The organism is Colwellia echini (assembly GCF_002843355.2).
Taxonomy (GTDB): domain Bacteria; phylum Pseudomonadota; class Gammaproteobacteria; order Enterobacterales; family Alteromonadaceae; genus Colwellia; species Colwellia echini.
In genome coordinates this window covers 48,079-74,738 of record NZ_PJAI02000019.1, presented here as the reverse complement: position 1 = coordinate 74,738, position 26,660 = coordinate 48,079, and the positions used below count along the sequence as shown (strand labels likewise).

Sequence of the window (26,660 nt, the reverse complement as noted above, 5' to 3'; positions counted from 1 at the left end):
TTTTAAACCTTTTAATTCTCGCTGAGTGGGAAAGAACTTAATCAATTTGGTATAAGCTAGGTGATAATGGCTAGTAAAATCTTATACAACTAAAAACTAAAGTAAAGTAAATCAACAAACGTAAGGCAAATCTAATGGATAAAGAAATAGAAATTCAAGCGGCTGTTTTTCGTCGTTTATTAGCACACTTAGACTCACGTAAAGATGTGCAAAATATCGAGCTAATGAACTTGGCTGGGTTTTGCCGTAACTGCTTTAGTAAATGGACAGTACAAGAAGGTGAGAAATTAGGCGTAGATGTTGATATTGATACCGCACGTGAGCAAGTGTACGGCATGCCTTACAGTGAATGGAAAGAGAAACACCAATTGCCGGCAACCGATGAGCAAATGGCTAAATTTAACGAATTAAACCCTAAAAAATAAAGCCTGCTAACTATAATAAAATATATAGTAAAATAACACAAAACAAGGATATAAATAATAGCCTTATAACTTTCTAATTTAGGATGCAAATAAGGCTATTTCTGCTTCACTTAATTCACGCCACTCACCTGGAGCCAAATCACCTAAGGTGATACCACCTATTTGTTCACGATGTAAACCCACTACTCTATTTCCTACGGCAGCGAACATACGTTTAACTTGATGATACTTACCTTCAGTAATAGTTAACAACACTTCACTGCGATAAGACTCTTCATCAACTAAATCAGCTTCTGCCACACGCGTTAATATCGCCGGACGAGTGAGCGAATCTTCACCTTGAAGTTGTAAACCTTGTTCAAAACGTTCAACTAGTGCGGGTAATTTCTCGTCATCTATCTCATTGCGAAGCCAAACACGATAAGTTTTCTCACATTGTTTTTTAGGCGAAATTACATTATGTGACCAACGACCATCATCAGTAATTAACACTAAACCTGTGGTATCGGCATCTAACCGGCCTGCAATATGTAAATCAAAAGCTTTATCAACTTCAATAAAATTTAATACGGATGGATAAACTTCATCAACATTTGAACAAATGCTATCTACCACTTTATGTAAAATAAAATACCGTGAGCCACGGGCAGTAAGCTCTTGCCCATCTATGGTAATAGTATTATTTTCATGTACCTGCATAGCCGCATTTTTAGCAACTTCGCCATTAACACGAACCTCACCGCTTTTAAGCATTTTTTTAGCTTCATTTCGGGTAAGTTCAGTGCTTTTACAAATAAATTTATCTAAGCGCATCGTTTGTAGTTAACTTTATTGTTGATAATTTTTTAGGGCGTCTATTATCCTTATTCATAAATTAACAAGCAATGCTTTTATCTATAAAGGTCAGCTCTGGTAAACAAAATCATCGGTGTTAAGTGATACCAATCTCCTTATATATGTGATCATTTATACTTGTAAAAATAGACCTCCTACTTAATGGAAATGGTATAAGAGGTTTCTATGATAATGGCTATTATTCCTTGTTATCTCCAATTGCTTATTATTCATTATTAGTAAAAAATTAAAAGCGTGATATTCTCACTAATGTATTCTCTATATATTTATATATAACCTTATTAATTAACGAGTTTATTCAATGAAACAGCGTTCTATTAGATTTGTCGTCGTCAGCATTTTTATCTTAGCAACTTTTATTACTGCGGCAATAGCCATAGGTTTGCAATATCATTTTAGTAAATCCATCGCCACTGAGTCTGCTCGCCAACTGTTCTTATCGAAAATAAAAGGCACAATAAATCATTTAGAATCAACGGATGATAAAGCTAAGAACCTCAGTGAAATTTTCGCTCAATTTGAAGACTTAGTTTTTGATGGTCAGTTTGAAGAAAAAACATTTAAAGTACTCACTAAAATTTTAAATATTGGGCCAGGGTTTTATTCGGTTTATGTTGGCTCAGACAATGGTGATTTATCACAAATAATCAACTTAAACTCTGGACCTACCGTTCGATCACAACTTAATGCTACGTTAAATGATCGATGGGTTTATATTAATATTCAAGGCCCTAAAGGTAATAAAACCAGTACCACCTCCTATTTAAATAGTAATTTTGAAGTCCGCACATCCAAAACTGAAAAAACTAATTTTGATCCAACAACGCGCCCTTGGTTCACACACGCTAGTAAAAATGCGGTTTATAAAAGTGAACCTTACCTATTCCATTATTTAAATGAGCCCGGTCAAGCATACTCGACAAAAATACCTGATGGCAAAGGCGTATTTGCGGTAGATTTCACCTTATCATCAGTTAAAAATTATCTAGAAAAACAAGGTAGAAATGAACAAGACGTTACTGATAAAGAAATCTATTTATTTCAAAAAACTGGGGAGATAATTGCCAGTAATCAACATGCAACCTTGATGACTGAGTTAAATCATGTCAACAAAGTCACCTTAACGGCAGAGCAAGTTGCATTAGTTGCAGCTACGCCACCGTTAAACGTATCCAATGAAACTGATTGGGCGCCTATAGATTTTTCCATATCAGGTAAACCTATGGGGTATAGTATTGATTTACTCAATATCATTTCACAAATGACAGGATTAACCTTCTCCTATCAAAATGGTTACACTTGGACCGAATTTCTACAAGGGTTTGATAAAGGTGATATAGACATTCTGCAACCTATTTTTGATTCTAGTGCTAATCGATATAGAGGCTTACTATCTACTGCTTTTGTTGACCTTCCTTTTGCCATTGTTACTTTAGATAATGTTGATGTTATTAGTGACTTAAAAGGGCTAAACGGTAAATCTTTAGGAGTTTTGCAAAATTCGACATTAAGTAAAAATATAAAACAACAATATCCTGAAATTAACCTTATTGAATTACCTTCAACAAGGGCTGTTATTCAAGCCGTAAAAAAGAATGAAGTTTATGCAGGGATAGATAGTGAAGCGATACTTAATTACACCGAGGGTGAATTTTTCATTAATGGTTTAAAACACCATAAAAATATTAATAGTCAATCTCTTAAAATTAATAGCTCTTTGCATTTTATGGTAAAACCAGCTCAACAAAACATTTTAGCAATCATAAATTTAGCCATTAAAAGCCTAACAACAGAGCAAAAAGTTGCGCTTTATCAGAAATGGCTTGTCCCTAAAGGTGACATAAAAACAGTAAAACATCAAGCCGTAGTGCCTTACAAAGAACTGCTCACCTTATCAAAAAAATCAGACACTTATAATAAATTAGCACCTATAACAATCAATGGTAAAGAATGTTTTGTGTTAATAAGCCCGGTAAATTCTAGCAACAGTGAGTTTTTAGCCATTGTGGTAGACAAAAATACTGTGATGGCGCCGAGCCTACAAAAAGTAAAAATGTCGATTATTATTACCACCCTTTGCTTGTTACTAATATTACCTATTAGTTGGTTGTTTTCTCGACCAATTGTCAGCCCAATTAAGTTACTGGCCTTAGAGAATGAGAAAATTAAGCACCGACATTATGATGATGTTGTGTTGGTTAAAACACATATCAAAGAAATTGACGGGTTGGCTAACTCTTTGGTCGATATGTCTGTGGCAATTAAAGATCATGAGTTACAACAACAAGAGTTGATGGATTCTTTTATAAAATTAATCGCTCAAACCATTGATGACAAGTCCGCTTATACTGGCGGGCACTGTAATCGGGTTCCTGAATTAGGCTTAATGCTAGTTGATGAAGTTGTTAAAGACGACAATACTTTTAAAGATTTTGCCTTTGAATCCGACGATGCTTATCGAGAGTTTAAAATTTCAGCTTGGTTACACGATTGCGGTAAAATAATTACCCCTGAACATATAGTTGATAAAGGCAGTAAACTTGAAGCCATTTATAACCGTATTCATGAAGTTAGAATGCGTTTTGAGGTGTTATGGCGCGATGCTGAAATTACCTATTATCAAGCATTAATAAAAGATCCTGCAGAGCAAGAAAGCTTACATCAAGCACTTATCGCCACTCAAAAAAAATTAATCCAAGATTTTTCCTTTGTTGCCAACGCTAATGTTGGTGGTGAATTTATGGCTGAAGATAAAGTTGAAAGACTGCAAGTTATAGGTCAACAAACTTGGCAGCGTAACTTTGACGACACATTAGGTTTATCACCAGTAGAAGAATTACATTTAGCTTCACTTAATGCTGAAAAAGCTAATGGCGACACAGTTAATAGCGACAAAGATAAGAATTCGAACAAAAATGGTGATTCACAGCATCTACCAGTAACTGAGCAGTTACTATCTGATAAAACGGAACATATTTTTAAACGAACACAGCAATTAGCGTTTGATGAAAAATTTGCTATTAAAGTATCGGTTCCTGAACATCATGCAAATTTAGGTGAACTATATAATTTGTCGATTTCTCGAGGTACGCTTACCACTGAAGATAGATACATTATAAATGAGCATATTATTGGTACTATCAAAATGTTAGACCAACTGCCCTTCCCGCCTGAGCTCGCTAATGTGCCTCGTTATGCGTCAACGCATCATGAAACACTAATTGGTACAGGTTATCCTAGAAAGTTAACGGCTGATGACTTATCTATTCCTGAGCGCGTGTTGGTAATTGCTGATATTTTTGAAGCGTTAACGGCTGCAGATAGACCTTATAAGAAAGGAAAATCATTAAGTATGTCGGTTAATATTTTGCATAAATTCGCCCTAGACCAACATATTGACATAGATTTATTCGAACTATTTTTAACCTCAGGTACCTATTTAACCTATGCGAATAAATACATGAAAGAAGAATTAATCGATGAAGTGGATATTAACCAATATATACGCTCATAAACAGCATTGAAATAGCCCTTTAGCTATATAGTTCACCAATAAAAAAGCCGCGAAAAAAACCTCATGTTTTTTCGCGGCTTTTTTGAATGTATTAATAGATAATTGGATTAATGCATTAGCGATGCTTATTTATTGAATATTCACAAGACATTGCTTACGTTACATTAACCTCCATTTACTACTCAGCTTCAGCTAAGTACCAATACCCTTGATTAAGTAATTCAGTCACTAATTCTACAAACGCAGCATTATGACTCCACTCACTTAAATCATCAGGTAATAACATTACCTTATCGCAAAGTAATTTAACGCCATTAGCTATCTCAACTGAAAAAGCCAGTTCACTGCCGTTGATGTAACACAAACCTTGCTCAACTGTATCTTCAAAATAAAACGCGCGTAAACCACCTAAGCGTTTAATAGCATGGCTGTTTAGTAGATTACTCACCTCTGTTAGCTCAAACGGTTCATCCGGCAACATAATATCTAACTCGTGTTTTGCTGCTGTTAAAAATTGACCTGTAAACTGTTTAAAACTAGTATCGTTGTCTAATAAACTTTGCACTTGCGACTTTAAACTAGCGTAATCATCATTACTAACTTCGCCGCTGTTAGTTACTACCTTACGATTAGGATCGGTTAATAGTTGTGTACCTTGCTCAGTGTCAATTAAATGATCGGCAAAGGCGCTAAATACACTCACAGCAGAGTTTGCACGAAAACCAACTGAAAAGCTCATCGAAATATCAAGTGAGACACCTTCGTGTGGAAAGCCTGGCGGAATATATAAAACATCCCCTTCTTCAAGCACAACATCAATAATTGCTTCAAACGCTTCAACATGCAATAACGCTTCGTGTGCGGCAAACTCAACATGCTCGCCGTTATCACCTACGCGCCAATGACGTTTGCCTGAGCCTTGGCAAATAAAAGTATCATAGTTATCTTTATGAGGGCCGACACTACCACCTGGCATAGCAAAACTAGTCATCAAATCATCTAAACGCCAGTGCGGCAAAAAGCGAAAAGCTTCAATAATTTCAGCGGCTTCTTCAGAGAAATTGTCAAGCGCTTGCACAACCAACGACCAGTTTTCGTTACCTAAATGTTCATAACTTTCAAATGGGCCAAAATCAGCTTGCCATTTACCGTCTTTCTTATGAACCAAACGAGATTCTATTGCTTCTTCCATGGCAAGACCTGCTAATTCATCAGGTGCAATAGGGTCTACAAAGTTTTTAAAACCTTGTTTTAGCACTACCGGTTTTTTTTGCCAATATTTGTCAAGAAATTCTTGCTGGGTCATTTGATTCAAATTTAAGGTATACATAATGCTCTCATTTAGGTGATTACTGATAAATAAGTAATATTTGGTTAATACCCGCTTTTTATTTAGTGAGTAACTGACATTTATTTTTGTCAGCAATTATACGGGGAAGCGACTAAAGTTTGAATAGCAATACGGAGGTTTTGAATATCAATACATTGATAAAGCATAGATATAGCACAGATAACATACTGCCATTACCTTTTTATTAATTAAATTAGGTTATTTATGTATGAATAATTGTGAGCTTTGAAACAATCGTTTAAAGTGAACATATAACTAAAATAAGTATAAACTGTGTCACAATAATAGAATAACGTTGCGCTATTATTAATTCACTCAGGTATCAATTTATTTAGGGGTTGATTTCATTATCCACCTGTAGTGAATAAACCTGTAGTATTGTAGTAAAATTAGAGGTTGCTCATTTTAATGAATTTATCCCAATTTGATGTACAAGACATCATGTATTCTTATCAAGATACTGTAGTGGCACGGGTTATTCCAAACACCGAGAAGTATAATAACACTTCGCAAGTCACCTCTGATGAAATAAGCTCAGCTGAAACGTATATTATTAAGTATCAAAATACTGATTATCCTTCTCCTGAATTAGATTCTCGTTGGAAAAATGAGTACAAGATTCTATGTTCTATCGACTCAAAATGGATCATCAAAGCTCATGGCTTACAGCAACATAAAAATAGCCAAATATTAATATTAGAAGACTTTTCGGCAACGACCTTAAGCTACCTTATTGCCCAAGACTCACTTACTTTCAATCAACGCGTATTTATTGCGTGTCAGCTAACCTCAGCTTTAGCAGAAGTTCACCGTTTACAGTTAATTCACCGAGATCTTAATCCAAGTAATATTTTAATAGAGCCAACAACTCTACAGTTAAAGTTATGTGATTTTGCTTTGGCAACTCAGCTCAGTCATAAGCAAGTAAATTTATTAGATAATAAACTTTGGGGAAAATTTGAATATATTTCTCCTGAACAAACGGGACGAACCAACCTCAATGTTGATTACCGTAGCGACTTTTATTCGCTCGGTGTAACCCTTTATGAGCTTTTCAGCGGGCAGTTGCCATTTACTTCGCAAAATCCAATGACGTTATTACACTCTCATATTGCTAGAACTCCTGAACCTCTCATTAAAATAAAGGAAGACATACCTGCGGTTATCTCTGCCATCGTTAGCAAATTAATGGCTAAGTCCCCAGAAAAGCGTTATCAAAGTAGTTATGGCTTGCAAGCAGATTTAGACCTATGTTTACAACAACTTGCTGTTAATGAGCAAAATAATAACGCTATTCCAAGCTTTGCTTTAGCAACCTCAGATGTATCCTTAAATTTCACCGTGTCTAATAACCTTTATGGTCGTCAAACAGAGTTAGCAAAAATTTTAGAGTTATATCAGCATGCCTGTGTGGGTCATAGTGAATTAGCGATGATCAGTGGTTATTCTGGGGTTGGAAAATCAGCCTTGGTACATGAATTACAAAAAAACATTATTGAGACTGATGGTTTATTTATCCATGGAAAATGCGATCAATACAATCAAGGGCAACCTTTCTTAGTATTAATTGAAGCATTGCAACAATTGATTCAACATTTACTTAGCGAGAATGATGAAAAACTAGAGCAATGGCGTACTAAACTACAAGTAACTTTAGGTAATAACGCTGCACTTATTACTGAGTTGCTGCCCGATTTAACATTAATTATAGGCCAGCCTCCAACATTAACGCCATTACCGCCAGCAGAAGCTGAAATGCGTTTAACCATGGTGTTTATTGACTTTGTTAGCGTGCTCTATTCTAAGGAGCAACCCTTAGTTATTTTTCTGGATGATATACAGTGGATTGACCTACCAACACTGAAATTATTACAAAACCAAGTTAACGACAAACACAAAAATGGTTTATTTATTATTGGTGCCTATAGAGACAATGAAGTTGATGAAGCTCATCCGCTCACTAAAGCGATCTCAGTTTTAAGTCAAACTAACGCCTTAACACAAATTCATTTATCACCGCTAAAAAAAGTACATATCCAAAAGTTATTAACTAATACATTAAAATGTGATTTTAACGATGTCGATGAATTAGCGAAGCTATGTTTAAAGAAAACGCAAGGAAATCCTTTTTTTCTTAATCAATTTTTATTATCCCTTTATCAAAATGATAATATTTTTTATGAGCATGAACATGGTATTTGGCATTGGGATATAGCTAATATAAGCAAACAATCAATGACAGATAATGTTGTTGATTTGATGATTGGAAAATTTAAAAAGCTTAATAGTGACAGTCAATTACTTGCTTCTATCGCTGCACATCTTGGTCATAACTTTAGTCTTAGACAACTTTCATCGGCCTGTAAGTTTGACACCCAAATGACTGCAAAAACGTTATGGCCTTTACTCGAAGCTGGGTTTATTTTACCTCAGGATGAACGCTATCAATTTATTGACGATGAAGTAAGCCTCAACAAATCTCGCTATTGTTTTTTACATGACAAAGTTCAACAAGCCGCTTATCAGTTAACGCCCGAACAAGGCCGCGAACAATTACTACTGCATATAGGTAAGCATTGGCTAGCTAATATTACCGAAGATGAATTAGAGACGAACCTTTTCACGCTACTACGAGTCCTTAATGGTGCAATTAATATCGTTGAAGATACTAATGATATCAAGCAAATAATTACCTTAAATCTACGTGCTGGTTTAAAAAGTAAAGATGCTGCAACATATAAAGATGCCGCAAGTTATTTACGCATTGCTCAACAACATTTATCGATAAATGCGTGGCATGATGATCCGCAATTAACATTAGCTGTTTATAAGGCGTTAATCGAAACCGAATTTTTATCAGGTAATATTGATACCGCTCGAAAAATTTATTTAGATAACATTGATCACGCAGCAACTGCACAAGCCAAAATAACACTTATTTTAGTTCAAGCAGACCAGTTCCAATCACGAGGACAATTTGCCGACGCAATAGCAGTATTGATGGGAGGCTTAGATACATTAAGTATTGATTTCCCAAAAAACGAAGCCGATGCCGGTTTAACGATCAAAACAACTTTTTCTACAACGCAAACATTACGTAATTCATTTAACGATGAACAATTATTAACAGCCAATAAAATGACAGACGAGCACTTTTTATTATGTATGGAAGTACATAATGCTTTAGCGCCTGCTTTTTACTTATCTGGCAGTGCATTATGTTATGCAACTAATGCTTGTTATATGGTGCAATTAACATTAAAACATGGCCAATGTGAATTAAGCTCTATTGGCTATGCCGCTTATGCTACTGCAATGTCTATGATGGGGCAAACTCCTACTGCTTGTTATCAAATGAGTAAGCTGGCTAAAAGTGTGTCTGATTTATGGGATAGTAAATATCATAGAGCAACTATCTATCAGTATTTTGCTTCAAGTTACCAACACTGGTGTGAGCCTATTGAAAACACCTACGCTTTTCAGGAGCAAGTAATTTCTTGGGGTGAGGAAGGAACCAACCTAGTTTTTGCTGGCTATTGTGTACTTTTTAAAGCGTGTAATAAATTTATTAAAGGCGTTAATTTAGAAGAGTTACAAACTGATGTAGAACAAGGTTTAGCCTTTTTAAATAAAAAACAACAACCTGCTACGGTAAACTTTGTGTTATTAGGAGCTTATCAATCCTTATTAGCACTGCAAGGCAAAACAATATCTTTAGGTACCTCAAAACAATATTCGTTAAATACTCCAACTTTTAATCTCGATAAGTACTTTAACGATGAATACAATACACCATCAATGGATACCGCTTTTTATACCTTTGCAACATTACGCTATGCCTATTTAATGAATGATAAAGCCTTGCAAGCACAGTGTATTAAAAATATTGATATTGTGTGTATGTTTTTACCTGATAGTCCAATTATGACAGAAAGCTTATTTTACCTCGCTCTAATATTACTAGATGACATATCTACTGATAAAGGTAATGAGGAGAATCAAGCGAATATTGAAAAGTCACAAGATATTTGTAATAAATTTAAAACCTGGGCAACTTATAGTAGCGAAAACTACCTTCATAAATACCTATTAATTGCTGCTGAAATTGCACGCGCTACTCAAAATAACTCACTCGCTTCAGAGCTTTTCGCACAAGCCCTTGACGCTGTTGAAGAAGCGAATTTCATTCAATGTGAAGCACTAATTAACGAACGTTACGCTAAGTATTGGCTTAGCATTGGGCAAAAAAGAGTGGCTGCAAATTGCATCAAAGATGCACACTATTTATATACTCGCTGGGGAGCTACAGCAAAATGTCAAGCATTAGAGCTAGAATGGCCGCAACAACGCTTTAATCTTACAGGTAATACTCTTTTTGACACTAACATAAAGCATTCTATTCAAAGTGCAATTTCAGAGCAAAGTCATTCATTAGATTTATATTCATTACTCAAAGCAAATCAATTATTATCTAAAGAAATTTATGTTCATTCATTACTCGAAAAAATGATGGATGTATTGATGGAGAACGCAGGGGCACAATATGGCGCTATTATTATCAATGACGATGAACAATTAACATTAGAAATTGTAGGCTCTATTAACAACCACGCTGACAATATTAATTGCCAATTACATAATATCAATATTAATAATATAGGTTTTGAAGAAAAACCATTAATACCCGACACATTAATTCGTTACACCCAACAAACCATGAAAACATTAATTATTGATAACCCAAATGATGATCCTCGTTTTAATCAGAGTCGTTATTTACGTATCAACAAACCTAAATCGGTACTATGTTTACCTATAACAGGCCAAGGTCGCTTAATTGCTATAGTGTATTTAGAAAATAATCTAACTGAGCACGCATTTACTCAAAAACACAAAGATACCGTTGAGCTTATCTCTGCCCAAGCAGCCGTTTCATTAATTAATGCTCGTCACTATGAAACACTTGAAAATAAAGTGGCTCAACGGACTGAAGAGTTGCAATTATTAGCAATTAAAGATGGGTTAACGGGTATTTATAACCGTCGAGAGTTTGATGCCACGTTAACTAAAGAATGGGCTAGATCTTCGCGAGATCGAGGCTCATTATCCTTAATGATGATAGATATAGATAATTTTAAAGCCTATAACGATAATTATGGTCATCTTGAAGGTGACAACTGTATTAAGGCAATAGCACAGGTTTTAAGCTCTGTTGTGACACGTAAAAATGATTTTGTTGCACGTTATGGGGGGGAAGAGTTTGTTATTCTTATTGCATCACCTGATCATCATGCTATTGAAAACCTTGCTCAGCAATGCTTTGAAAAAGTTAGAGAGTTAGCAATTCCGCATTTGTTTTCTGACGTAAGTGAACATGTCACTATCAGCATTGGGATTGCAACCATAAAAGTACTACCACATGTAAGTAAAGACACCTTAATCAAGCAGGCTGATTTAGCTTTGTATAAATCAAAAGAAAATGGTCGTAACCAACTTACTTATGCTTCAATTATTTGATGCGTATATTTAATACATATATTTAATACATATATTTAGCGCATAATTTTAGTTAATTTTAGTGCTAATAATCAATTGCAGCTTTGCGCTCAATCACGCACCTTGAACTTGAAGGTTTTTTGAAACAAAACCTTCAAGTGAAGCGTGCATACTTGGGCATTTATTACTTCATTACATTTATACCAAATTGTTTAAATGCTAGTACTATTTGGGATCATTGATGGTAGCTGAAAGGTGTAAGGCATAGCACGTACTTTATTTCGCTGACATATTTCAATTTCGATGGCCGCTAATTGGCATTGAAAGTCTGTGACAAGCTGAGCGACCTGATCGTCTTTGAAGTATGAAATACGCGGATCTTCATTATATTTTCCAAACACATCATATTGCATACCGCTAAGTAAATATTCAAACGACAAGGTGTATAGCGCTATATCTAGTGGCGGGCACCAAGCTAATAAATCATCTTCTTCGTTTACTTCTGTGTCTTTACCTGGAGGTTGATGATAAATACAACCGGTAACACTTGGTGCAAATGACATTAAAGGGTATTGTGAATAATTAACCGCAGCATGTTGAGGTCCAGCAATATAAATAATATGCGCGACTAACTCGACTAAATAATCAAAACTATTGATAGTATAAGGCTGTTTAGAATCATTCGTTGCTGTCAGCCCAGTTAAACCTTTAAAATTAGCTAATTGAGGTGAAACAAGCGCATTAATAAAACCTTGTAACTCTGTATCTTCACTAACAGTACTATCATTATTTTTATAATAAACCGTTAAATATTCTCGCACAAATTTTTTGATAGCCGCCCATAAAAGCAAGGTGTCATCACGAAATTCAAAGTGAGACAAGCTATCAGAATCGACTCCACGATCGATAAATAACTGTTCAGGGCTTTGTTCATCCCAACGCCAAGCTTGTCTTGCTTGCGTGATCATTGCAAACGACGACTCAGGTGTTAAGCCAACGTCGCAGGCGGTAACTCCTCCTGGTACGATTAAATTATGTAACGCATCATTATTAATATTTAGAGTAAAACGAAAGTGTGGTGTTAACAAAGTTAATATCGGGTGTTGCTCTGCCAGTTCTCGATGGGCGGCAATAATAATGGTATCTAATATTAAGTGACATGCGCCAAGATGTGCTACATTCTCGTGTTGAATAGCACTACAGATATTCACTGTCTGTTTAGCTATTTGCCACTTAAATCCATTTTTATCATTCGCATTACTGCAATCATTTGGGGTAAAAATTGGCGTTTTAACTGGATCAAACTGTTGGTCCAACTGTATTGCTACAGGTCGCATATATCCTTTTGTTTCTGGATACCCCTGAACATGCGTATTGCTCCAATAAAAAACAGCAATCGGCGCTGTCACGTATCTTTGTTTACCATGTAATACATTACTTTGTTTATCTATTAACATGGTGTAATCACACACATATAGCCTTTTTTCTGCTACGGCGGTTGCTAAAGTAATCGTTTTATCTGCCAACACAGACTGTAAAATTTCATTAGTGAGCGGCATTTTTTCAAGTAATTTTGACAATAATATGGCCGACTTTGCTTGGTTATTATTTTCTCTAACGGCTAATAAGTTTGTGGTATTAAAACCTGCGGTTTGCAAATAACCAAAAAACCAATCTTGTTTATACGGCGCCTTATTTTGCTCCATCCATGGTTTTTCTTTAATGGAGACAGTTAACGGTGGTGTTTCAAATCCTTGATAAAGCTCTCGATAGTCGCTTATTGAGTTCGCAGTAAGATAGTCACGGTTACCACTATTATTTAACAGATCATATAAGGTAGATTTTAATAAAGCGGTAGGACCTTCAACCATAACTTCTTGAATTACGGCTTCTATGCCTGTCATCATTTTCAATAAATCTTGTGGGACATTTTGAGCATCTTTTAATGCTGCGGGCAGTTTTGACAAGCTTTGCATAAAGCATTTTAAGTTTTTTACATCTTGAGATGGATGAAATACACTCATTTCTGCTGCTAATGTTTGATAACTTTGCTCTATTGCTGTAAAAACATCATCATCAAGATCGCCTTTCATCTCTTTTTCTAACAACTCAACGACATTGGCTTTAAAATTTTTAGCCATCTGTACAAATATATTGATGATCGCCTCTTTATACTTAAAAGAGAACTCTTCTCCTGCGGGCACGTCAGCAGATAATGGAACGCCCTCAAGATAAGAGGTCATATAATTATATTTTGTACGGGCTAACGACAGTTGAAACTGTCGGTCATTAATTAGCTCAACTGAATCATGTTGAGGTAGGCTTGGTATCTTATTTTGCGACATGATGAACCTTTATTATTGTTATATTTGTAACCGTAAAGGATCCATCCAATGTAAACCGCTCTTAAGTTCCCTGCTATTCCTTAGAAAAATTGCTTATAAACTTGCAGCGTAAGCCCTCGCTTTGGCTAAATCTTCAGGGGTGTCAACACCTTCAACAGGAACATGACTGTTAGCCACTGCCACATGAATTTTTTCACCTTGATATAATACTCTCAGTTGCTCTAACGCTTCAACTTGTTCTAACTCACTGGTTGGCCAATTAACGTAATCTTTAATAAAGCCGGCACGATAAGCATAAATGCCAACGTGTCTTAAGTAATAATCACCGATTTCACTAATATTATCAGCGGTATTTGATTCACTATTTAAAAAACGAGCTCTATCATAAGGGATAGTCGCGCGAGAAAAATATAAAGCGTAGCCGTCTTTATCTACGATCACTTTAACCGCATTAGGATTAAAAGCTTCATCAACTGTATTGATATTAATCGCTAAGGTAGACATACGTGCTACATCACGATTTTGTTGCTGATTGGCTAAGTTATTTGCCACTTGGGCTATATTAGACGGCGGAATAAAGGGTTCATCGCCTTGCACATTAACAATGATTTCATCATCACTAAATTGGTATTGCTCCATAACTTCAGCAAGACGCTCAGTACCTGATTGGTGATCAGCTCGCGTTTTACACACCTCTGTACCAAAACCTTTAACTACTGCTTCTACTTCGTCATTATCTGTTGCCACAATAACTTGGCGAGCACCGCTTAATTGCGCTTTCTCAACAACCCATTGGATCATAGGCTTACCTTTTATATCAGCCAAAACCTTACCTGGAAGTCGAGACGATTGATAGCGAGCAGGAATAACCACAACAAAATCAGTTTTCTCTGAAGTAGCAATAGACGTTGATGTATTAGACATAATAACGACCTTACTCTGCATCTTTAGACGAGTTAAGTTGGCGTGCTTCGCCTTCTAGTAATACTGGGATATCTTTCTCTATACGATAAGCAAGTCGGTCAAAATGACAAATCAACTCTTTCGCTTCTTTATCGTAATCCAACTTACCTTTACACACTGGACAGGCAAGTATTTCCATTAATTTTGTATCAAAAGCCATATTAATTCTCTTCGGTTAATTTTTTAATTTTATCGGTGAACAGCTGAGTATCTTTATCATTAAACTGTGCATCTACGGGTAAGTACCACCAATTGTCTTTACAAAACCCTTGGCACTTTACAGCATCTTTCTCGGTCATTAGTAATGCTATGTCATCCCCAAATTGACTGAAATCAGACAAGCTAAATTTATGGTGGTCAACAAAACTCTGCTGGTTTAAAAGCTGTAACTTATGCGCGGTCAGTGTATCAAAAAAACGTTGCGGCGCACCAATGCCTGCAATAGCATTTACCTTATCATGAGCAGTAACAAAGTCAGTTAAAGCAATACGCTCTCTACTTTTTAAATTACAAATGTGCGTTGCTTGTAGATTCAATAATAAGCTTGGTGTTACGTTATCCGTTGTTAATATATGCTTAGTTGTGGGTTGTACCCCATTATAAATAACTAAATCACTATTTGATAATCGCCATTGTCCTTCTCTTAAAGGTCCAGCAGGTAACAGTAAACCATTTCCAAATAACCGTTTACCATCAACAATGATAAGCTCTATATCTCGTTGTAATCGATAATGTTGAAGGCCGTCATCACTAATAATAATATCGCAACCTTGAGAAATGAGTAACCGCGCACTGGCAATGCGACCACTACCAACCGCCACAGGTACCTGACAACGCTGATAAATAAGTACCGGCTCATCACCAGCTTGGCTTGGTGTTGAGTGCTCATTAACAAGGTAGGGATAATACGGCGCTTGACCGCCATAGCCTCGAGAAATAACACCTGGAGTAAAACCTAATGAACGCGTAAGTTCAACAAGGTAGAGTACGACCGGAGTTTTACCATTACCGCCAACACCAATATTACCCACCACAATAACAGGCTTTGATAGTTTAAATGACGGTAATAACCCAAATTTGAAAGCAATACGCCTACTACTGCTAATAAACAAGAACAAAAGCGACAAAGGTAATAGTAATGGTACTAAAATCCATTTCGCTGGATGACTATGAAACCATACTTTTTCAATTAAGCGCATAAAATAACGCCTTATTCAAATTGAAAGCTGTGTAACTGTGCGTAAGCGCCTTGTTTAGCAAGTAAGCTTTGATGATTGCCCTGCTCAACAATTTTACCTTGATCCATTACTATAATTTTATCTGCGTTTTCAATCGTTGATAAACGATGAGCAATAACAATAGAAGTACGATTAACCTGTAATGCTTGTAAAGCGTCTTGAATATGGCGTTCAGACTCAGTATCTAACGCGCTGGTCGCTTCATCTAAAATTAGAAATGGAGCATCACATAACAATGCACGGGCGATAGCAACACGTTGTCGTTGTCCGCCAGAAAGCAAAGCACCATTCTCCCCAATATTGGTATTAAGCCCATCTTCCATTTGCTCTGCAAATTCCATCACATGAGCACTTTTTGCTGCGGCAATTATTTCAGCTTCGGTAGCGTCAGGTTTACCATAAGCAATATTATTTGCCAAAGTATCATGAAATAGTACAACTTGCTGTGAAACATAAGAAAACTGTCTTCGTAAATCTTCTACTTTAAATTCTTCTATGTTAGTACCGTCTATTAATATTTCACCTTTAGTCACATCATAAAAACGTAATAACAACGAGCTAGCAGTAGATTTACCACTTCCTGAGCGACCAACTAGTGCAAGAGTTTCACCAGGCGACAGTTCAAATGTGACATCATTTAATGCAAGTTTCACTGCTGATTTTTGCTCAGCAGCATTTTGACCATTAACATTAGTTTTAGAAGACTCAACATCACCGTTAACCACCTCATAAGCAAAATCAACATGATTAAAAACCAATGATCCTGATGCACGCACTAATTCTTTAGTTCCGGTATCTTTTTCTTTTTCTTGATCAAGCACTGAAAAAATACTGACACAAGCTGACATGCCTTGTTGAAATTCGCTATTAACGTTAGTAAGCATTTTTAATGGTCGTAACAGCATAGTCATGTAAGTAATAACACTGACAAAGGTACCCGGGGAGATACTTTCTTTTAACGATTCAGAAGTAATAGCATAAAATACAAAGGCAAGTGCGAAGGAGGCAATAACTTGAATAATAGGCACACTGGCTGAACGGGTTGCGTTCATTTTCATTCTCTGCTGACGATTACGCTTGTTGATCAAAGCAAAACGAGAAAACTCTCGCTCTTGTCCGCCAAAGGTTAATACGACTTTGTGGCCATTAAAAGTTTGCTCTGCTGCCGTAGTAACATCGCCCATTGCACCCTGAATATTTTTACTTACTTTTCTAAAGCGTTTTGATACTACAGTCACAATAGCTGCAATAACTGGAGTAATTAACAAAAAGATTACTGATAATTGCCAGCTCATGTAAAACATCAAACCTAATAATCCAATAACAAAAGCGCTTTGCTGAATCAAAGTTAAAATTGATTTACTGACTGAATTTAATACTTGCTCGGTATCAAAGGTCACTTTAGAAATAAGTGATCCCGTTGATTGTTGATCGTGAAACGCCACAGGCATAGACATAATGTGTTCAAACAATTGTTGTTTTAAGTCTGCTACAACGTTATTACCTACCCAAGCTAAACAATAGTTAGCGATGAAGTTAGCTATACCACGAATAATAAAAGCAACAACAATAAAAATAGGCGCCCACTTCATAAATTCAGCATTTTTTCCAGCTAAACCTTCATCGACAAGTGGTTGTAACTTCGATAAAAAATAAACATCAATGGCGGCATAACTGATCATACCTATAATAGCTGCAACAAATCCAAGCTTATAAGGTTTAGCATAACCCACAAGGCGTTTGAAGTTTTGCCATGTACTCGCTTGTAGTGATTCAGAGGTGGTAGGTAAGGCGTTATTGGAAGAAGGAGCCATTAGTAATGATTACTCTAGTCATATAATTAACAAAATAAGAAATGAGCCGTGAGTGACTTATAATCACTTACGTGCAATACACCTATGTTAAATCCATTAAATTTACTGTTAATTTCTGCTTGTAAAATTAACCACAACAAGCTCATAAACTTAACGGAGCAGGTATTACTTTATTAAACTCATTTAAACGAAATTTTATTTTACCGTGAAACACAGGCACAACCAACAAAAACTATAGTTAGCGCAATCAAAAACGACACGAAATCAAGCCTCAAGGTGGATATCGACCGACTAAGTTACCATTAAATACTAATTACTAAACCAAAAAGGACGTAAATCTTGACTATAACTTCGAGCTTTATATTCATCCTCGTTAAAAGTAATGATTACTTGCCCTAGCTCTGCGCTATTTAATAGTGGAATATTTAAGCTTTGGTAACTTTGTTTTACTTGTGCAACAGGCATGTTCCAACGATTTAAAAATCCAGCGCTGACCAAGCCTAACTGTGGTGATAATTGCGTTAAAAATGCTTGGCTAGATGATGTTTTAGAGCCATGATGTGGAACTTGCAAAATATCTGCCGTTAACTTTGGGTATAAAGTTAACAGTTGCAGTTCAACTTTAGCCGAAATATCTCCTGTTAAAAATAAGTTACGCCCTTTTTCATCAGAAATTAATATCACACAAGAATCATCATTTTTTTGTTTTACTCTCCTATTTTCATTATCGCTAATATTGACAGATAAAGGCCAAAGAATATCAAAGTTAAGACCTTGCCAAATAAAACTATGATCTAGATTACAAGGCTTTTGCTGAGGTGAAGTTTTAATTTCTCTATTTTTATCACTCACACCAATAATAGCGATATCATTGCTCCGTATTTCATCAATAGTAATATTTGCTATTAATTGGTTAATACCGCCAGCATGATCATTATCGCTGTGACTTAAAATAACTTTATCTAGTTTATCAACGCTTAAATACTGTAAGTACGGCAAAATTACTGAATCACTCATATTAAATCCGCTAGGGTATGCTGCGCCAGTGTCATATAAAATAGCCCTACCATTACGTTTTATTAATACTGACAATCCCTGCCCCACATCAAAATAAACTGCCTGCCAAGGTGTGTATATTACCTTTTGTGCAACAACATTTTTTGATTTAAGCCAATCATAAGTAAATAGTAAGCAAGCCATTATAATTAACACGGAAACGCATGAAGTAGCCTTAAGGTAACGTATTTTTTTCTGTTGACTAATACCTTTAAATAATTGAGCACTCGATGTTTTAACATTAATTACAAAACTTTTTATACGACCAAAGTTGGTGAAATAACTCAAAGAGTTTGGTGAGAAATAACAGAAGATAAAGACCACTATGCCGAGCAAAGATAAGATCAATTGCTGCCCTAATGACAGTGTAACCACTGCATAGCTTTGCTGACTAAGTAATTGAAGATAATGCCACAACCATGATAGTGACTGTAATGACAACATCATAAACCATTGAGACAATAATTCGCTAAAAGGCATAATTAATACCGAAAGCAGCGTAGCGGGAATACTTATAACACTCATCCAAGGCACGGCAATAATATTAGCGGCGAGTGACACTAAAGATACTTGTTGAAAAAATATTGAGGTAATTGGCATTAACATGAATGTCAGTGCCAGTTGAATAATTAATAAGCCTTTAATAAATTGCCAAAAAGTACTACCGCGATTTAACCAAAACTTAAATCGCCACAAGGTAACAAAAATGATGGCAACGGCATAAAACGATAACCAAAAACTAGCGGTTAATAAACTAAACGGACTCAACACTAATAAAATAAACACTGTGATTAGCAATAACCGTTTTACTGAAAAATTTATCCCCATTAAACGACTAAACCAATATAGATTTAACATCACCAGCGCTCGTTGTGTAGGTAATGAAAAACCAGCTAAGTAGGCATAAATAGTCGCAGAGATAATACTTAAGATAATTGCTAAATAGCGTACATTAATGTGTTGCCATTTAGATGCAGTTATAGGTAGATAACGAACAAGTATCATCACAACAAAAAAGGTACTACCTGCGAGTAAGCCTACATGTAAGCCAGAAATAGCAATAAGATGGCTTGTTCCCGTTATTTGTAAGGTTTGCCAAAGTTCTGGAGATAATGAACTACGCTCACCGAAAGCTAAAGCCAATAAAATAGGGGTTAATTGATGTACTGGAGCTAAGTTTTGGTATTGATCTAATAATTGTTGTCTATAAGTTATTTTGTTTGATATACGGTGATTAATAAGCTTGGCTTGTTGGTTTTTTTTGGGGCTAACGATATAACCTGTCGCGACTATATTATGTGCTTTTAACCATGTTAAATAGTTAAACGAACCTAAATTTTTTAAGCCATGCGCGGGTTTTAACTTAGCCTGAAGAGAAAGTTGATTGCCTTGCGCGATAGCTATATTTGCGCCTTTCCAACTTAGTCTAACTAAAACAGGCGAGTCTAACACTTGCTGGTTTATATGGCTCACCAGAAAGTTAAAACGAATAGTATTATCAACTTTATCAGTGCCCAGTCGTTCTGTATTTTTAATCTTAGGTAAAGTAGAGCCTGGTTGGATACTTTCGACTTTACCTTCAATAAACAAGGTTTGTTTATTTTGCATGAGCGTGAAGAAAGTGTCAGGTAATTGCCCTTGATAAAAATGTGCTTGAACTAAAACACATATTGCCCCAAACCATAATCCTGAACTATTACGTAAGCTTTTATGGCTAAAAAAGGCGATTGCGAGACAAAAAACCAAAAATAGCTGAAAACTTGTTGGCACTTCCGGTAAAAACAGGGACAATATAGCACCAAGAAAAAATGTCAGTAACCACCAATCCATAGTGATATAAATCCTTTTATTTTTTACTATTAAATAATTGTATTAAATCAGTATTTAACCTGAACTCTGGATAATGAATTTTATAAGTAAATGAAAATTAAAATATAAATTTAGTTTTCACACAATAATGGGAGTTTATTCGTTATCAAAGCACTTTGATGTACTCAATAGCGGTCTATTGATAGAAAAAGTAACGCTGAAAACGAGTAAAATAGCTTTGTTGTGTAACAATGTTTATCCAATGTTCAGTTATTTATAACTTGGTTACTTTGGTACAAGTTTAATAGTACTTTCGAAATAACTATAAGGTTTACAGCATAATGAGTAATGAATACTAAAACCTGTATTTTTAATTTAATTATTTCTTAAACGTGATAAGTAACATGTGGACTAACTTATTATAGTAATAAAACTAACATCTATATTCTTTAAAATAACTTATAAGCATAACTCAGTTAAAATCTCAGTTAATAGTTCCGTGAAAAGCTTAGTGAAAAGCTCAGTGAAAAGCTCAGTGAAAAGCTCAGTGAAAATAGCTTAATTTGTTAAATTTTAAAATATAGTCAAAGGATCTGTTGAAGAAAATGGCGAAAAAACTCATCAAACGCTTTATGCCAGACCAACAAGCAATCAAAGACAATAAATGTCTTAAGGTTTTTGGCAGCCTATTACACAACCCAAACCTTTGGCACTTAAATCGTCACTCGGTTGCTAAAGCCTTTGCTGTCGGTTTATTCTTTGCATTCATGCCAGTACCTTTTCAAATGATTTTAGCTGCTGCTGCGGCAATTATTTTACATGCTAACTTACCTTTATCTGTTGCTTTAGTATGGCTTACAAATCCGTTTACTATGCCTTTTATTTTTTATGGCTGTTATTTAGTAGGCACTTTGATATTAGGTGTGCGAGAGCGAAGCTTTCAATTTGAAGCAAGCTGGCAATGGGTGATCGACAGTTTATCAACCATCGGCCCTGCATTTTTATTGGGCTGCGGTGTACTTGCGCTACTTTTCTCTGTTTTAGGGTATTTTACAATCCAGATGTTATGGCGTTATCAAACGATTAAAGCTTGGCAGAAACGTCCGCATAAATAACTTATTCATTAAGTAGCTAAAATAAAAAATGCCAGTGATTATCTGGCATTTTTTATTAATGATACATTTTATCACTGATACTTTTAGCTACTTATAAGCTGTCTAGCAATTTTATGAACCTTCTGGCTTACTAATACCAAAATGTTGATAAGCTCTATCCGTAACAATTCTTCCACGTGGCGTACGTTGTAAAAAGCCTTGTTGAATTAAAAATGGCTCTAACACATCTTCAATAGTTTCTCGCTCTTCGCCAATAGCCGCGGCAACATTATCTAAGCCTACTGGGCCGCCCATAAATTTATCGATAATGGCATGCAGTAGTTTTCTATCCATGATATCAAAACCTTCATTATCTACTTCTAACATATCAAGCGCAGCAGCGGCCGTTGTTTTATTAACAATACCTTGAGATTTAATGTCTGCATAATCTCGTACTCGGCGTAATAACCGATTTGCAATACGCGGCGTACCACGTGCTCGGCGAGCCACTTCAAAAGCACCTTCGGCATCAATGGTTAAATTCAAAAAATGTGCTGAACGAGTAACAATAGAAGACAGCTCTTGCACGTTATAAAACTCTAAACGTTGCACAATACCAAAACGATCACGTAACGGTGATGTTAAAGCGCCAGCACGCGTAGTTGCGCCAATTAAAGTAAATGGTGGTAAATCAAGTTTGATAGAACGCGCTGCAGGACCTTCGCCAATCATTATATCTAATTGATAATCTTCCATCGCGGGATAAAGAATTTCTTCTACCATTGGGCTTAAACGGTGAATTTCATCAATAAAAAGTATATCGTTTTCTTCTAAATTGGTTAACAGTGCCGCTAAATCGCCTGCTTTTTCCAGTACTGGGCCCGAAGTAGTACGAATGTTTACGCCCATTTCGTTGGCAACAATGTTAGCTAAAGTTGTTTTACCTAAACCTGGAGGCCCAAAAATAAGTAAGTGATCTAATGGCTCGCCACGATTTTTTGCGGCAGGAATGAATATTTCCATCTGCGCTTTAACATGCTCTTGACCGGTATAGTCTTGTAACATTTTAGGACGAATGGCGCGATCGACATTTTCATCTTCAATACTGGCAATAGGCTCAATCAGTCGATCAGCTTCTATCATGGGTTATTCCTTTCATTGAGTATTTTTCATTGACTCTTTTTTCATCGATTTTTTATTGCGTTTTTTACTCTGTAATTTACAGTCAAGGTACAGACAAGCGCTTTAAAGCATTGATTTTAACGCATCACGAATAATATCTTCACTCGACATTTCGCGATTATATACGGCTTTAACTGCTTTATCAGCTTGAACTTGTTTATAACCAAGCGATAACAAAGCATTGATAGCATCACCTTTATTATCATTAATGAAAGTTGACTCTTGATTGAGCTCAGTAGAAAGTTGCTCCGGCATAACACCGCCATCACTTACTATATGAATTTGTTGTGCTTGCCAGTCTTTTAAACGGTCACGCATTTCAATTAATAAACGCTCAGCAGTTTTTTTACCAACCCCTGGAATTTTAACAATAGCACTAATGTCATCATGTCTAACGCAGCTAACAAATTGATCAGCTGACATATTAGATAAAATAGCTAAAGCAAGTTTAGGTCCCACGCCATTTACTTTAATCAATAATCTAAATAATCTTCGCTCGATTTTATTCGCAAATCCATACAGCAACTGGGCATCTTCACGCACCACAAAGTGGGTATAAATAATCGCTTGTTGCTCAAGTTCAGGTAATGCATAAATGCTCGTCATCGGCATAGTTACTTCGTAACCGACACCCGCGCATTCTATTAATATTTCAGGGGAGATTTTTTCGACAAGTGTGCCACGTAAACGACCAATCACATTAAGTACCAAAGTCTAAATAATTTAACCAAGAGAATAACACTATATATTTATACAGTAAAGCAAGCTTGAGTATAATAGTACTTTGTAGATATAAATTTATTCACGCTCACTCTATGCGTATTTCAGCATTTCAACGGTTACGGGTTTATACCCGTTAATTATCGCAGTCGCCCCCTTACAGTTTTAGTTGCTTGCCCCGCTAATATGGCAATACTGGTATGACTATGTGCATGACAGAGTGCTACAGCTAAAGCATCGGCGGCGTCGGCTTGTGGCGTACCAGGTAACTTGAGCATAGTTTTTACCATGTGTTGCACTTGGCTTTTATCGGCAGCACCCGTGCCAACTACTGCTTGTTTAATTTGTCTTGCTGAATATTCACTAATGGCTAAACCTGTATTGGTTGCTGCAACAATAGCAGCTCCGCGTGCTTGACCAAGCTTTAACGCACCTCCAGGATTTACCCCCATAAAAACTTGTTCAATGGCAAACATATCGGGTTTAAATTGAATAATTAACTCCGAAACGCCAGCAAAAATAGTTTGTAGACGAGAAGCTAAATCTTCCCCTTGGCTGAGCGCTTTAATACAACCGCTTCCAAGGTAAGTGAATTTGTTATTTTCTTTTTTGATAACGCCATAACCTGTAAAGCGTGATCCGGGATCTATCCCTAATATTATTGCCAATGACTTGCCTTTTATTTATTCTTTATGATTAAAGCGTTGTATAACTTTTATTAGAGCATAAAAAATGCAGCTAAAACATAAGTAATAGCTGCATTAATAACTAATTATGACAATTTATTTAACTAAAAATTCCGCTATAAATAAGGGAATATTAGCGAATTAAAGTGACGCCTCATCTTTTTTTACTTGCGGTATAACTGAAATACCTAATTCTTTTAACTGCTCTGGATTGGCGTTACCCGGCGCATTCGTTAATGGACAAGCTGCTGTTGCTGTTTTAGGGAAAGCCATTACGTCACGAATTGAACTAGTTCCTGTCATCAACATCACTAAACGGTCTAAACCAAATGCTAAACCTGCATGTGGTGGCGCACCATATTGTAATGCTTCAAGAAGGAAACCGAATTTCTCTTGAGCTTCTTCATCACTAATGCCTAAAATTCTAAACACTGCAGCTTGCATGTCTTGGTTATGAATACGTACTGAACCACCGCCTAATTCACAACCATTTAATACCATATCGTATGCATCAGACAATGCACCAACAGGATTAGCTTCTAGTTGTTCCGCAGTTAAATTTGTAGGTGCAGTAAACGGATGATGAATCGCATGTAATTGACCATCAGCTTCTTCAAACATAGGGAAGTCAACAACCCATAGAGGTTTCCATTCACCTTCAAGTAGCTCTAAATCTTCACCTAATTTAAGACGAAGTGCACCAAGCGACTCGCTAACAACTGTATAGTTATCTGCACCGAAGAAGATAATATCGCCTGTTTTCGCATTAGCACGATCTAAAATAGCTTGTGCTTGCTCAGCAGTTAAGAATTTTAAAATAGGTGATTGTAAGCCTTCAAGACCTGCATCAGCATCATTTACTTTTAACCAAGGCATGCCTTTAGCGCCGTAAATGCCAACAAATTTAGTTAATTCGTCTAGTCCTTTACGTGAGAATTTAGCAGCACCTTGTGGTACACAAATAATCGCAACACGACCTTTCTCGTCGTTTGCAGGTGTTGATAACACTTTAAATTCAACATCTTTTACAATGTCTGCAATATCAACGATTTCTAATGGGTTACGTAAATCAGGCTTATCGCTACCAAAACGAGACATGGCTTCAGAATAAGGCATACGAGGGAATTCGCCTAAATCAACATTGAGCATTTCTTGGAACAATTCACGGATCATTTTTTCAGTAACTTGCATTACCTGATCACTACTCATAAATGAAGTTTCAATATCTATTTGCGTAAATTCTGGTTGTCTGTCAGCGCGTAAATCTTCATCACGGAAACATTTAACTATTTGATAGTAACGCTCCATGCCCGACATCATCAATAATTGCTTAAATAATTGTGGTGATTGTGGCAAAGCAAAAAATTGCCCCTTATGGGTACGACTTGGCACTAAATAATCACGTGCACCTTCTGGGGTTGCTGCGGTAAGAATTGGCGTTTCAATATCTAAAAATCCTAAGCTTTCTAATGAGCTACGTACTTTTGAGGTAACTTTAGCGCGGAAACGTAAACGTTCTGTCATTTCGCTGCGACGTAAATCTAAGTAACGATATTTTAAACGCTGCTCTTCTGAGTTAACTTGGTTCGGGTCAAGTGGTGAAGGTGCTGATTTATTTAAGATAGTTAGATCTAATCCTAGAATCTCAATACCACCAGTTTTCATGTCTTTATTTACTTGTCCTTCAGGACGAGCACGTACTTTACCTTTAATTTGTACACAAAACTCATTACGTAAAGTATTCGCTTTTTTAATTACTTCTGGTAAATCAGGATCATAAACTACTTGCACAAGACCTTCACGGTCACGAATATCTAAAAAGATCACTGCGCCTAAATCACGACGTTTGTTAACCCAACCACATAAAGTTATTTCTTGTCCGATGTGAGATTCATTCACCTCACCACAATAAAGACTGCGCATGTATTTTGTCCTATACCATTCATTATATTTTTGTTAATAAACGCTTAAATTGCACTTATTACGATAATTTTGCGGATATTATAAAGCAATAGTTATTAATGTCACCCTAGAACAGCCAGATGGATAAATATAACCATTCCTTTATCACAGAGCCTTGAATTGAAATTCCTCAAGCGCTCTGAAATATGC

16 protein-coding genes are annotated in these 26,660 nt (G+C 36.1%); 4 read left to right on the top strand and 12 right to left on the bottom strand.

The annotated features are described in order from the left end of the window. Positions 1-134 precede the first annotated feature (134 nt). Complete coding sequence (locus tag CWS31_RS14335) at positions 135-425, top strand: DUF1244 domain-containing protein (protein ID WP_101342986.1); 291 nt, start codon at positions 135-137, stop codon at positions 423-425. Positions 426-503: 78 nt separating this feature from the next. Here CWS31_RS14335 and CWS31_RS14330 read toward each other — a convergent pair whose 3' ends face one another. Beyond that, complete coding sequence (locus tag CWS31_RS14330; RefSeq protein WP_101342987.1) at positions 504-1,238, bottom strand: pseudouridine synthase; 735 nt, start codon at positions 1,236-1,238, stop codon at positions 504-506. Positions 1,239-1,581: 343 nt separating this feature from the next. On the opposite strand from CWS31_RS14330, the gene CWS31_RS14325 reads away from it, so the two are divergent. Beyond that, positions 1,582-4,794, top strand: coding sequence for an HD domain-containing phosphohydrolase (locus CWS31_RS14325; RefSeq protein ID WP_101342988.1), 3,213 nt, complete (start codon positions 1,582-1,584; stop codon positions 4,792-4,794). 178 nt (positions 4,795-4,972) lie between these two features. Here the strand turns inward: CWS31_RS14325 and CWS31_RS14320 are convergent, their stop codons facing one another. Beyond that, complete coding sequence (locus tag CWS31_RS14320) at positions 4,973-6,124, bottom strand: ribosomal protein uL16 3-hydroxylase (protein ID WP_101342989.1); 1,152 nt, start codon at positions 6,122-6,124, stop codon at positions 4,973-4,975. Between the two features lie 429 nt (positions 6,125-6,553). On the opposite strand from CWS31_RS14320, the gene CWS31_RS14315 reads away from it, so the two are divergent. Next, positions 6,554-11,662 (top strand): diguanylate cyclase, encoded by a 5,109-nt coding sequence (locus CWS31_RS14315; RefSeq protein WP_101342990.1) that lies wholly within the window; start codon positions 6,554-6,556, stop codon positions 11,660-11,662. A 191-nt stretch (positions 11,663-11,853) separates the two neighbouring features. On the opposite strand, the gene CWS31_RS14310 is transcribed toward CWS31_RS14315, so the two are convergent. From CWS31_RS14310 to CWS31_RS14285, 6 genes are all read right to left on the bottom strand, one after another. Then, positions 11,854-13,986, bottom strand: a complete 2,133-nt coding sequence (locus CWS31_RS14310; protein WP_101342991.1) for a lipoxygenase family protein — start codon at positions 13,984-13,986, stop codon at positions 11,854-11,856. A 93-nt stretch (positions 13,987-14,079) separates the two neighbouring features. Then, positions 14,080-14,910, bottom strand: a complete 831-nt coding sequence (gene kdsB / locus CWS31_RS14305; protein ID WP_101342992.1) for a 3-deoxy-manno-octulosonate cytidylyltransferase — start codon at positions 14,908-14,910, stop codon at positions 14,080-14,082. A 10-nt stretch (positions 14,911-14,920) separates the two neighbouring features. Next, positions 14,921-15,109 carry a Trm112 family protein gene (locus CWS31_RS14300; RefSeq protein WP_101342993.1) on the bottom strand — a complete coding sequence of 63 codons (189 nt, stop codon included), beginning with the start codon at positions 15,107-15,109 and terminating at the stop codon, positions 14,921-14,923. 1 nt (position 15,110) lies between these two features. Further along, positions 15,111-16,148: a tetraacyldisaccharide 4'-kinase gene (gene lpxK, locus CWS31_RS14295; protein WP_101342994.1), complete on the bottom strand. Its 1,038-nt coding sequence runs from the start codon at positions 16,146-16,148 to the stop codon at positions 15,111-15,113. An 11-nt stretch (positions 16,149-16,159) separates the two neighbouring features. Beyond that, the gene (gene msbA / locus CWS31_RS14290) at positions 16,160-18,001 is read right to left on the bottom strand and encodes a lipid A export permease/ATP-binding protein MsbA (RefSeq protein ID WP_101342995.1); all 1,842 of its coding nucleotides are present in this window, start codon (positions 17,999-18,001) and stop codon (positions 16,160-16,162) included. 309 nt (positions 18,002-18,310) lie between these two features. Beyond that, positions 18,311-20,887: a DNA internalization-related competence protein ComEC/Rec2 gene (locus tag CWS31_RS14285; protein WP_101342996.1), complete on the bottom strand. Its 2,577-nt coding sequence runs from the start codon at positions 20,885-20,887 to the stop codon at positions 18,311-18,313. A gap of 584 nt (positions 20,888-21,471) precedes the next feature. Here CWS31_RS14285 and CWS31_RS14280 point away from each other — a divergent pair. Continuing rightward, a complete protein-coding gene (locus tag CWS31_RS14280) occupies positions 21,472-21,981 on the top strand; it encodes a DUF2062 domain-containing protein (protein WP_101342997.1) in 510 nt (169 codons plus the stop codon). 111 nt (positions 21,982-22,092) lie between these two features. Here CWS31_RS14280 and ruvB read toward each other — a convergent pair whose 3' ends face one another. The 4 genes from ruvB to aspS form a co-directional block, all read right to left on the bottom strand. Beyond that, a complete protein-coding gene (gene ruvB / locus CWS31_RS14275; protein WP_101342998.1) occupies positions 22,093-23,103 on the bottom strand; it encodes a Holliday junction branch migration DNA helicase RuvB in 1,011 nt (336 codons plus the stop codon). A gap of 102 nt (positions 23,104-23,205) precedes the next feature. Then, the gene (ruvA, locus tag CWS31_RS14270; protein WP_101342999.1) at positions 23,206-23,841 is read right to left on the bottom strand and encodes a Holliday junction branch migration protein RuvA; all 636 of its coding nucleotides are present in this window, start codon (positions 23,839-23,841) and stop codon (positions 23,206-23,208) included. A gap of 161 nt (positions 23,842-24,002) precedes the next feature. Beyond that, positions 24,003-24,530, bottom strand: coding sequence for a crossover junction endodeoxyribonuclease RuvC (gene ruvC / locus CWS31_RS14265; protein ID WP_101343000.1), 528 nt, complete (start codon positions 24,528-24,530; stop codon positions 24,003-24,005). A 159-nt stretch (positions 24,531-24,689) separates the two neighbouring features. Next, positions 24,690-26,471, bottom strand: a complete 1,782-nt coding sequence (gene aspS, locus CWS31_RS14260) for an aspartate--tRNA ligase (protein WP_101343001.1) — start codon at positions 26,469-26,471, stop codon at positions 24,690-24,692. Positions 26,472-26,660 lie beyond the last annotated feature (189 nt).

Bases quoted from the DNA above. Each gene is read 5' to 3' on its own strand.
- CWS31_RS14330 (WP_101342987.1), bottom strand. From the start codon at position 1,238: ATGCGCTTAGATAAATTTATTTGTAAAAGCACTGAACTTACCCGAAAT.
- CWS31_RS14285 (WP_101342996.1), bottom strand. From the start codon at position 20,887: ATGGATTGGTGGTTACTGACATTTTTTCTTGGTGCTATATTGTCCCTG.
- CWS31_RS14280 (WP_101342997.1), top strand. From the start codon at position 21,472: ATGGCGAAAAAACTCATCAAACGCTTTATGCCAGACCAACAAGCAATC.
- CWS31_RS14315 (WP_101342990.1), top strand. From the start codon at position 6,554: ATGAATTTATCCCAATTTGATGTACAAGACATCATGTATTCTTATCAA.
- aspS (WP_101343001.1), bottom strand. From the start codon at position 26,471: ATGCGCAGTCTTTATTGTGGTGAGGTGAATGAATCTCACATCGGACAA.
- CWS31_RS14320 (WP_101342989.1), bottom strand. From the start codon at position 6,124: ATGTATACCTTAAATTTGAATCAAATGACCCAGCAAGAATTTCTTGAC.
- ruvB (WP_101342998.1), bottom strand. From the start codon at position 23,103: ATGATAGAAGCTGATCGACTGATTGAGCCTATTGCCAGTATTGAAGAT.
- CWS31_RS14335 (WP_101342986.1), top strand. From the start codon at position 135: ATGGATAAAGAAATAGAAATTCAAGCGGCTGTTTTTCGTCGTTTATTA.
- kdsB (WP_101342992.1), bottom strand. From the start codon at position 14,910: ATGTCTAATACATCAACGTCTATTGCTACTTCAGAGAAAACTGATTTT.
- CWS31_RS14300 (WP_101342993.1), bottom strand. From the start codon at position 15,109: ATGGCTTTTGATACAAAATTAATGGAAATACTTGCCTGTCCAGTGTGT.
- CWS31_RS14310 (WP_101342991.1), bottom strand. From the start codon at position 13,986: ATGTCGCAAAATAAGATACCAAGCCTACCTCAACATGATTCAGTTGAG.
- lpxK (WP_101342994.1), bottom strand. From the start codon at position 16,148: ATGCGCTTAATTGAAAAAGTATGGTTTCATAGTCATCCAGCGAAATGG.
- msbA (WP_101342995.1), bottom strand. From the start codon at position 18,001: ATGGCTCCTTCTTCCAATAACGCCTTACCTACCACCTCTGAATCACTA.
- CWS31_RS14325 (WP_101342988.1), top strand. From the start codon at position 1,582: ATGAAACAGCGTTCTATTAGATTTGTCGTCGTCAGCATTTTTATCTTA.